Origin of the sequence: Pseudoalteromonas sp. MER144-MNA-CIBAN-0113 (genome assembly GCF_040308965.1) — a bacterium.
Taxonomy (GTDB): Bacteria; Pseudomonadota; Gammaproteobacteria; order Enterobacterales; family Alteromonadaceae; genus Pseudoalteromonas; species Pseudoalteromonas tetraodonis.
Window position 1 is genome coordinate 19,120 of the sequence record NZ_JBEOOG010000050.1, and the last position, 9,543, is coordinate 28,662.

Sequence of the window (9,543 nt, forward strand, 5' to 3'; positions counted from 1 at the left end):
TATTAAAAAAGCGGCTAAATAGCCGCTTATTGACTAAAAAATGGCTGCATTATTCAAAAAATAATGGTTCACTCTGTTTTTTGCCTACTTCGTTCATGGTGGCTGCGTCGAACAAACGGCCGTTGATCATGGTGTAATCAATTTTGTCTGAATCACGAATGTTTTTCAGTGGGTCGCCATCAATAACCATTAAATCTGCCAGTTTACCGACCTCTAATGAACCCACATTTTTATCTAGGCCTAAATATTTTGCCGGATCGAGTGTAGATGCTCTAATTGCTTCCAGTGGCGTCATGCCGCCTTGGGCAAACATCCACATTTCCCAATGCGCACCTAACCCCTCACGTTGACCATGCGCCCCCAAATTAACAAGTACACCTAAATCTTGTAACTCAGCCGCTACGCGAGCATTGTTAAAGTGATTATAGTGATGATCGGGTGCTTTAACTCGGCGCATTGAGCGCGGTAATAATTGGTTTTTAGGCACAAATTTACTTAAACGTGGATGATTCCATACGTCCGTTTTATCATACCAGTAGTTTTCACCCCAAATACCGCCATAGGCAACTACCAATGTAGGTGTGTAACCTACATCACTTTGTGACCATAGCTGCTTAATATCGTCATAAATATGTTCAACAGGAATTGAATGCTCAATGCCTGTATGGCCATCGACTACCATACTCAAGTTATGTTGTAATAATGACCCCCCTTCAGGGACTACCATCATTTCAAGCATTCGCCCTGCTTCTATAACTTGCTGACGCTGCTCTCTGCGCGGTTGGTTATAAGATTTAACACTAAACGCACCCACTTTTTTAAGGCGCTCTAAATGAAATTTAGCATCATCTAATGAATCAATATGCGAGGTATACCCAGGCATATTCGCGCCGTATAAGATAGTACCGGTAGAGAAAATACGCGGACCAACGATCATCCCCGCTTTTTGCATTTCACTCGCGGTAAATATTTCAGTGGTGTCGTTTGATGGGTCGTGAATAGTAGTAACACCCAGCGCAAGACCTGCTAAGTTTTTCCAGTTCTGCTGCGGGATAATTTCATCACTGGCTTGTGAGCCATGAGCATGGGCATCTACAATGCCAGGCATAATTGTTTTACCTGTTACATCAATGACCTTTGCCCCCTTAGGAATGCTCACACCGGCAGCAGTACCAATAGCTTTGATATGTTTGCCATCGGTAACAATAACGCCATTTTCAATGACCTTTTCACCCTCCATGGTAATAATTTTAGCGCCAGTTAATGCAATCATGCCCTGCGGTTCAGCCATTTTTTTACTAAAGCCTATGTTAGTACCGCTTTTTACTTTAACGTCTTTATCATCCGCTTTATTAATCGCAAACATACCCTCTAAACTGGCATGGTAAAGCTCAGGCCCCAGTGTCCAATACAGTTTATTGCTATTGGCACTCCAGCTAATGTTTTCACCGGCGCGTACAGATAGCTGCTCAATTGGAAATTGACTGTCTTTGGGCCCAATATTTATCGTTTTGCCGCGCTCTACAAATGGAGTAACAAATACTTTAAAGCGCTCAGCAAAAGCTAAATACTCACCATCTGGAGAGACTCTAAATTCAGTGGCGTGCTCTGACTCATACAGTTTACGTACTTTTTTACTTTCAAGCTCTACCACACTTAATGTCGGCTTAGGCCATGGGCTCATAATATAAACACGATCGTTGGCACTGCCAAACTGAGGTTGATAGCCACTTTTAGAAATGAGCTCACTTTTTCCGCCTTTAGCACTAACACTGTATACCCCAGGATGCAGTGACCACTTAGGGTTTAAAATGCTGCCGCCGCTGGCTTTACGATACACCACGGTTTTGCCATCTGGACTAAATGTTGGCTCTACGTATTTTCCCGGCTCTTGTGTAATAGTGTCGCCACGACCACTACGTGCAGAGACGACACGCACGGTGCCTTGTTCGTTATCATCCCACGTGGTGTAGACAATGTTTTTGCCATCACGAGAATACTGCGGGAATAACTCATAATGATCGGTTTGCTTAGTTAAGCGCTTTATTTTTCCTGATTCTAAATCGCGCTTGTAAATATAACCAAGCGCTTCAAAAAGTGCGGTTTCACCATCAGGGCTAATTTGCACATTACGCAGCATTTTTACATCAAACTCATCAGTGTCGATATTTTGAGTAAAACGCACTGCTTTTTGAATTTTTTTCGTGGTGTCTACTTTAAATGCAATATCGCTAACTGATTTATCATCGACATTGAGTTTATGAAGGGTGCCACCAGCCCAAAATACCAGCTCTTCGTTATCTGGGGTCCACGCAATAGTCGGATATACACCATGAATCGCCCACGTTTCTTGCATATCGCGCTCTAGCTTGTCGTATAGCTTAGTATGCTCACCACTGGTTAAATCATATAAGTACAGGCTGGTTTGAAAGTCATCACGCTTTATGTACGCTAGTTTTTTACCATCTGGCGACGGCGTCGGTCTTATTGCCCCGCCCATGCCACTTATAATGGTTTCTATGTCGCCTGTTTCACGGTCATAACGCTTAATTTTATAAATACCGGCAACAGAGTCTTTTGAATAATGAAAAGTTTTACCCGGGGTTGCATCATGCGAAAAATAAACATACCGACCATCCGGTGAAAACATGGGTTCACCTAAATCTTTTTGATCGTTTTCACGTTTAGTCAGTTGCACCCCTTTACCGCCGGCTTTGTGATAAAGCCAGACCTCACCTGCGCCTAGCGAGCGACTGGCGGTAAAATGCTTACGTGCAACTAAATAATCGCCATCAGGGCTCCACGCAGGGCTATTGAGTAATCTAAATGTTTCGTCAGTGACGGCGATTTGGTTTTCGCCGTTAACATCCATTATCCAAATATTGTCACCACCGCCTTGATCTGATGTAAAAGCAATGTGCTTGCCATCTGGGCTAAAGCGCGGCTGCATTTGCCATGCAATGTCTGAGGTTATTTTAGTCGCTTTACCACCACTCATTGGCATGGTGTAAATATCGCCCAGTAAATCAAATACTAAGGTTTCTCCGTCAGGACTTATATCGACATTCATCCATGTGCCTTGCTCTACACTAATAGATGCATCAACAAATTGCCCTTTAGGTGAATCAACTTGCCATTTTTTTTCATCCGTTTGCTCTGCGTGTGCGTGGCCTAATGCCAATGAAACCGATAACGCGAGTGCTGTTTGCAGCATTTTTTTCATGCTTATCTCACTTATTATTGTTGCTGTGTGTTGATCTATTACATGATTGCAACAAAAACGCCAGCAAGTTACCAGCGTAATAGGATGAAGTGCATAAAATCAGTGCCAAACAATAGGATCAAATTGATAAAAATCCACTAGCAAATGGTAAATTTCAGGGTCTTCACGGCGTAAATCGACAGGTTTCTCTAAGAATGTTTCGGTGATCACCGCAAAAAACTCAGCCTCATTGGTGGCTCCATAGCTATGTATTACATGCGGCATACTATAAGCAACATGTGTTTTTAACTGCGAAAACGCTCGACTAAATACTCGCTCCCATTGTTGGTATTTTGCCTGTGATGCAAGTAGTGGCGTGCCGGTGGTTTTACCGGTTTCTTGATCAAGTTGATGTGCAAATTCATGAAACACTAAGTTATGCCCATCACTGGGTAAGCGGTTGCCCTCAAGCACATCATGCCAGCTAAGCACCAATGTTCCCCCCGGCCACGATTCACCTTGCCTTACTGTATTATGAAAACTGACAAGGCCTGCGTTATCGCGGCTTGATTGGGGCGCGTAATACGCGCTGGGGTAGAGTAAAATTTCTTTTACGTTTTTATACAAAGGCCAAGGCTTGTTAAGCACCAGCAAGCAGGCATCGGCGGCAATAATGAGTTTCATTGCCTCCGTTAGTTGCAACCCATCGCAGCCAACAAAACGCTTTTCATTTAAAAACCACACAATATGGGATGCTAACTTGGCTCGCTCTGCATCGGTCATTTTGTTGTATATGGGCATAGCACGCAGTAACAATGTGTGTTGTTGCTCACTTAACAATAAATCACTGTATTTACGGTGCCAAACGGCATTTTGAATATCAGGCCAGCGCCAAAACATTATAATAAATACAATTAAAACAAAAATTAATAGCCCATTTATCATTGGGTCGTCCTAAATCAAACCATTTAGCTTTAACGCCAAAATACTGCGCCCGTATTATTAAAATAGTAATGGGTGCAGTGAGGCTGTTTTTCAATCACACCACTTCAGTTCGATTTCGGCCATTGTTTTTAGCTTTATACAAAGCTTGGTCAGCATATGATAATAACCGATCGTAATCATCGACGTTATCTGAGTCAGAAACACCAAAGCTCACGGTTACGCTGAGGCCTTCTGCGATATTTGAAAAGTTTTTATTTTCAATACATTTACGTAACCTCTCGCACATTTCTTGTGCTTGCACTGCACTCGTATCAGGAAACACAAAAGTAAACTCTTCGCCGCCCCAGCGAGCTACCTCTTGCTCACCTTCGCAGTGCGCTTTAAGAATATTGGCGACTTCACATATAACCTGATCACCTATGAGGTGTGACCAACCATCGTTAATCCGTTTAAAGTGATCAATATCCATAATAGCGATAGCAAGTGATTTATTACATGCTTTAAAGTCTGAAAAGTTATCCGCCAGCCAGCCATCAAATGCGCGGCGATTCGGTAAATCGGTAAGCTGATCGTGTGTGGCTTGATAGGCAAAGGCACTGGCTTGCTCTTGCAGTGCTTGCGTTTGCTTCACCACTCGGCTGGTTAATTCCTTTTCAACTTGTTTATAACGATATAAGCGGTAGCGATAAGCGCTATATATCACCACCACAAAAAGAAAAAACATAAACAACTTAAAGCTTGTTTTTTGCCAAAAATGCGATTGAATTTCAAAGTTAACGACTTTGTGATTTTGTTGCCAATCAGTATTTGGATAGGCTGCACGTACAGCAAAAGAATACTTGCCCGCAGGTAAGTTAGTGTATTCAGCAGTCGCTATGTGTTGACGGTTGATCCATTCGTTATTAAAGCCTTCCAATTTTGTTTGAAAGTTTAATCGCTGCGGCATAATAAAGCTCAGTCCCGCGTATTGAAATGACAAGCGCGTCACCCCTGGTGGTAAAATAATAGTTTCACCGTCTATAGGTAAGGACGTTGGTTTACCATCAACAGAAAAGCTTTCAACAATCGTTGGTAACGCTATTTTAGTGGCTTCTTTTAAGCGTTCCAGTTTTACTGTACTCACCCCTTTTGCGGTAGCAAACCAAATTGTGCCATCTGAATGAGCGGTTGCAGAGGGGGTTGAACCGCCATTTGCTTGTGCACTGTGCATGCCATCAGCCTCATCGTATAATTGAAAGGCGAGCGTACCTCTATTGTTAGATTTTGAATCAAGCAGCTCATTTACCTGCTTATAATTGACTTCAATAATGCCACGGTTACTTGATAGCCAAAGTGAGTCTTTAAACGGCACAATTTGAAAAAGCTTATCAACGGGTAAACCTAATTCACGCCCTAAAATAGTCATCTTTGCGTTTGAATGCTGATAACGGACTAAGCCACGATCGGTAGCCATCCACGTGTATTTATCATCAATGTAAAAGCCAAACGCATATTGGGCGGCAAATTCAGCAGGAAACTCAACAGGATTAAACACGTCAGTTTGAGTGTCATAAACCACGACCCCATTACCGGTTCCTACCCAAATATTAGCTGAGTTGTCTTCACTCAAGGCTAAAATAAACCCACTCGGCAGCTCTTTTTCATTAGTAAATTGGTTTAAGCTACCATCGGTATTAACGCGTGTCAGCCCCATGGCCGAGCCTATCCATAAGCGATTTTTTGAATCAAAAAGTAAAGATCTTACTTCATTACTACCTAAGCCATTATCACGGTTTAAATAAGGTACGAGTTCGTTATTAACCACTTTTAAAACACCCGAGGTGTATGTGCCTACCCAGACATCACCTTGGTTTTGCTCTAGTAAGCTTAGTATTGAATATGGCGAGCCTTGTTTAGTGCCTTTAATATGGCTGATCTGATTATTGTGCAGCCGATCTAAACCCGTGCTTCCGCCTATCCATAAACTGCCATCAGAATGTGACAATACCGTACGCACATAATCGCTAGATAAGCCTCGCTTTTTGCCCCACGATGAAAACGGCGCTTCTCTTAACCTAAATACACCAGCATTGGTGCCTACCCAAATACTATTTTCTCTGTCTTGTAACAAAGAAAGAATACGGTTAGCGGGTAAAGCATTTTTAGCATCTAATTGCTCTAAACCATCGACGCTAAGCCTAAAAACACCTTTATTAATGGTGCCAAACCACAGATCCCCATGATCATCTTCTAACAAACTGGAAATAGATTCCGCCTCGAGTTGTGGGTGAGGCGATTCAAATAGCCCACCATTAAGGATTCGTGCCCCTCTTTCACTTCCTATAATGAGTCGACCTTCACGGGTGATTAATAAGGTATATACGGGAGCATCTGGAACCCCCTGTTGTGGCGTCATCAAAGTGGGTTTGTAGTTGACTATTTTATACAGGCCATCACTGGTCGCCGCCCATATAACCCCCTTGGGGTCTTCAATGATTCGATACGCACTGACATTTTGTATTATTGGGATGTCTTGAGTGCTGCTAGCTGAACGATAAAACACACCATCATTCTCAAGCGCTAGCCACAAGTTATCATTTTTACTTTTAAATATATGATTAACCATCGCTTGGGCAGGTGGTTGCGTGTCCCATTGGCGATGTTGATATAGGCTAATACCGCCGCGCGCTCCTGCAATAAGTAAACCGCCATCAGATGTAGGGGTTAGCGCACGTACGCCTGAGTCAGGCAAGTCAGTAATTTCAGAGCGAGTAAATAACTTAAACTCTTGGCCATTGAAGCGGGCAAGTCCTTCCCAAGTACCCACCCATAGATACCCATCTTGTGTTTGTGCAAGGCTATTAATGCTATTGTGAGGAAGACCCGTACGTGTATTCCAGGTTTCAAAAAAATAATCACGTAACGGCAAACGAGTCTGCTGTTGTGCGTCAACAGAAAAAATCACCAATAAAATACATAAAATCACTAAGCGATTCATCAGATATTGCCTTTATAATTATTAATTTTTATATTTGGGTAAGTTTAGAGCGACAATTTAAGTTAAAAGCACTGCTGGTAAATAATAACATAAAACTTACAACTTTTTAATTAATTATTATTACTTAAATTATTAAATGTATACTGCAATTGCTTTATAAATTTAGCGACATGAAGCCCATCCAACAACGCATGATGAACATCAATAGCGAGCGGCATTTTACCTGTCTCAGTATTGTATTGGCCAAACACAAATTTAGGAATACCATTACTTTGACCGTGGGTAAATGCATGTGAAAAGCTGCTAAAGTTTAACCAAGGTAATACAGAAACATGAATTAAATCTGCTTGCCCTTCAGTTGCTGCAAACGCATCAGAAAACAGTGGGTTTAATTTTGTGGCATTGCTAATAGCTTTCGCCTCACGGGCAAATTCATTTAACGACTCGTATAATTTAAAATAACTAAAGCGAAACGACTCGTCATCGGCAAGCTCGACTACACTTGCCCGCGTAGCACTTAAGTAACAAGGTTTTTGGTTAATAATGCGCAGCATCATCGGCTCATACTTATGACAAACTTTTAATAAGCAATAAATATAACCATGAAAAAAAGCAATATTAGCTTGTTTACAGGCGATATATAACTTTTCCGCATTCAGTTGTACGCACACATTAAAATAAGGCTGAGTGAACTGCTGAAATAACTCAAAGTGTTGCTTTCGAGGCCATTGCTCAAAATCAAGAGGGGTAATAGAAAAATCAGTAGAGGACATAAAATATAGATAAAGTGTAAAACTAAATTTTACCGTGCTTTATCTATATTCGCATTAACTAAAATGACGCTTTGGGTGTAGTTATACCAAAGTCTTACATAAGGTGTAAAAAAGGAGCGTATTTCGCTCCTATTTTAAACCGAGTGGAAACTTAAAGTCCGTTTTCAATAATTTCTTGTGCCAGTTCATCGGCAATTAAATGCGTTGATTTTTGCTCTTTTTCACTACGGGTAAAAATTTCACTAAGTGTATCGTAAATTCTTTCTACGTGTTTATTAGAAGCCTCTTTACTGTAACCCTCTGGTGCAGTTTCGTAATAAACGTTAATAATACCACCTGCATTTATTACATAATCAGGCGCATATAAAATACCTTTTTCACGTAAAATTTCACCATGGCGTGATTCAGCAAGTTGATTGTTTGCACAACCTGCTACTATCGTTGCTTTTAAGCGTGGGATTGTTGTGTCATTAATAGTGGCACCTAATGCACAGGGTGCATAAACATCCACATCTAGGTCGTATATTTCATCAATACCAACTGCGGTTGCGCCAAAATCATTTACTACACGTTCTACTGCAACATGATTAATATCGGTAACAAATAACTCAGCACCAGCTTCAGACAAATGTTTACATAATCCATAAGCTACTGCACCTAAACCTTGCACCGCAACTTTAATACCAGAAAAGTCTTGAATACCGCGTTGATGGTTAAGCGCTGCTTTCATACCTAAAAACGTACCATAGGCTGTAAACGGCGAAGGGTTACCACTTTTTCCTTCAAGGCCTAACACGTAATTTGTTTCTTTGTTCATTAACGCCACATCATCACAGGTAATGTTTACATCTTCTGCTGAGTAGTAGCTACCATTTAGTCGCTCTAACTGGCGACCAAATGCGCGAAATAACTGCTCTGATTTGATTTCTTTGGCATTACCAATAATAACCGATTTACCACCACCAAATGGCAAGCGTGCTACGGCATTTTTATAGGTCATCCCTTTTGATAAACGCAGCACATCATATACTGCGTCTTCATCGTTAGCATAATCCCACATTCTACAACCGCCTACCGCAGGGCCTAAGTTTGTGTTATGTACCGCAATAATCGCCTTCAAACCAGACGCTTTGTCTGAACAAAAAACCACTTGTTCATGGTTATCAAATTCAACTTGATTAAATACAACCACTTTAGATACTCCGAAAATAATGGGCCCTTTTGGGCAAGCACGCTACAAATTGTCGAGACTTTATCACTTCAGTTAATGGTTCGCCACACTATGAGTAGATAAACCAAATAAAGCGCGTCAAAGTGAAAAATAAAATGACTTATCGTTAAAAGTAAGCATAAAAATTCCAAAAATAACCATTTGATTAAGTATAAAAGCTAAAAACACCATCGCAATTAAAGCTTACGCTTACGTGAACGTCACCTTGCAGTTATTTGTAAACTTAACCATACACCCTAAAAAAGTATACTACAGCTTAAAATACAGTGGCTTATACGCTCATTGCCTACGCAGCATAAACTGGTCTGAGGTGTATAAGTCTTTGCAAATGTAAAAGTAAGTAAAAGATCCACCTTCTAAAGAAGGTGGCTTTGAATTAGCCCCCTAAAAGGGGGCGTTGTTTACTCCAGAGTTA

5 protein-coding genes are annotated in these 9,543 nt (G+C 41.2%); all 5 read right to left on the reverse strand.

Annotation, left to right across the window (positions count from 1 at the left end):
* Positions 1-49 precede the first annotated feature (49 nt).
* The 5 genes from AAEY57_RS13125 to AAEY57_RS13145 all read right to left on the reverse strand — a co-directional run bounded on the left by AAEY57_RS13125 (position 50) and on the right by AAEY57_RS13145 (position 9,089).
* Positions 50-3,223 carry an amidohydrolase family protein gene (locus tag AAEY57_RS13125; protein ID WP_350608043.1) on the reverse strand — a complete coding sequence of 1,058 codons (3,174 nt, stop codon included), beginning with the start codon at positions 3,221-3,223 and terminating at the stop codon, positions 50-52.
* Positions 3,224-3,322: 99 nt separating this feature from the next.
* Positions 3,323-4,147, reverse strand: a complete 825-nt coding sequence (locus tag AAEY57_RS13130; protein ID WP_024602980.1) for a M90 family metallopeptidase — start codon at positions 4,145-4,147, stop codon at positions 3,323-3,325.
* A 94-nt stretch (positions 4,148-4,241) separates the two neighbouring features.
* Positions 4,242-7,124: a two-component regulator propeller domain-containing protein gene (locus tag AAEY57_RS13135; RefSeq protein WP_335674705.1), complete on the reverse strand. Its 2,883-nt coding sequence runs from the start codon at positions 7,122-7,124 to the stop codon at positions 4,242-4,244.
* Between the two features lie 110 nt (positions 7,125-7,234).
* On the reverse strand, positions 7,235-7,897 hold the full coding sequence (locus AAEY57_RS13140) for a CatA-like O-acetyltransferase (protein WP_248532085.1): 663 nt from the start codon (positions 7,895-7,897) through the stop codon (positions 7,235-7,237).
* 151 nt (positions 7,898-8,048) lie between these two features.
* Positions 8,049-9,089 (reverse strand): Leu/Phe/Val dehydrogenase, encoded by a 1,041-nt coding sequence (locus AAEY57_RS13145; protein WP_335674707.1) that lies wholly within the window; start codon positions 9,087-9,089, stop codon positions 8,049-8,051.
* Positions 9,090-9,543 lie beyond the last annotated feature (454 nt).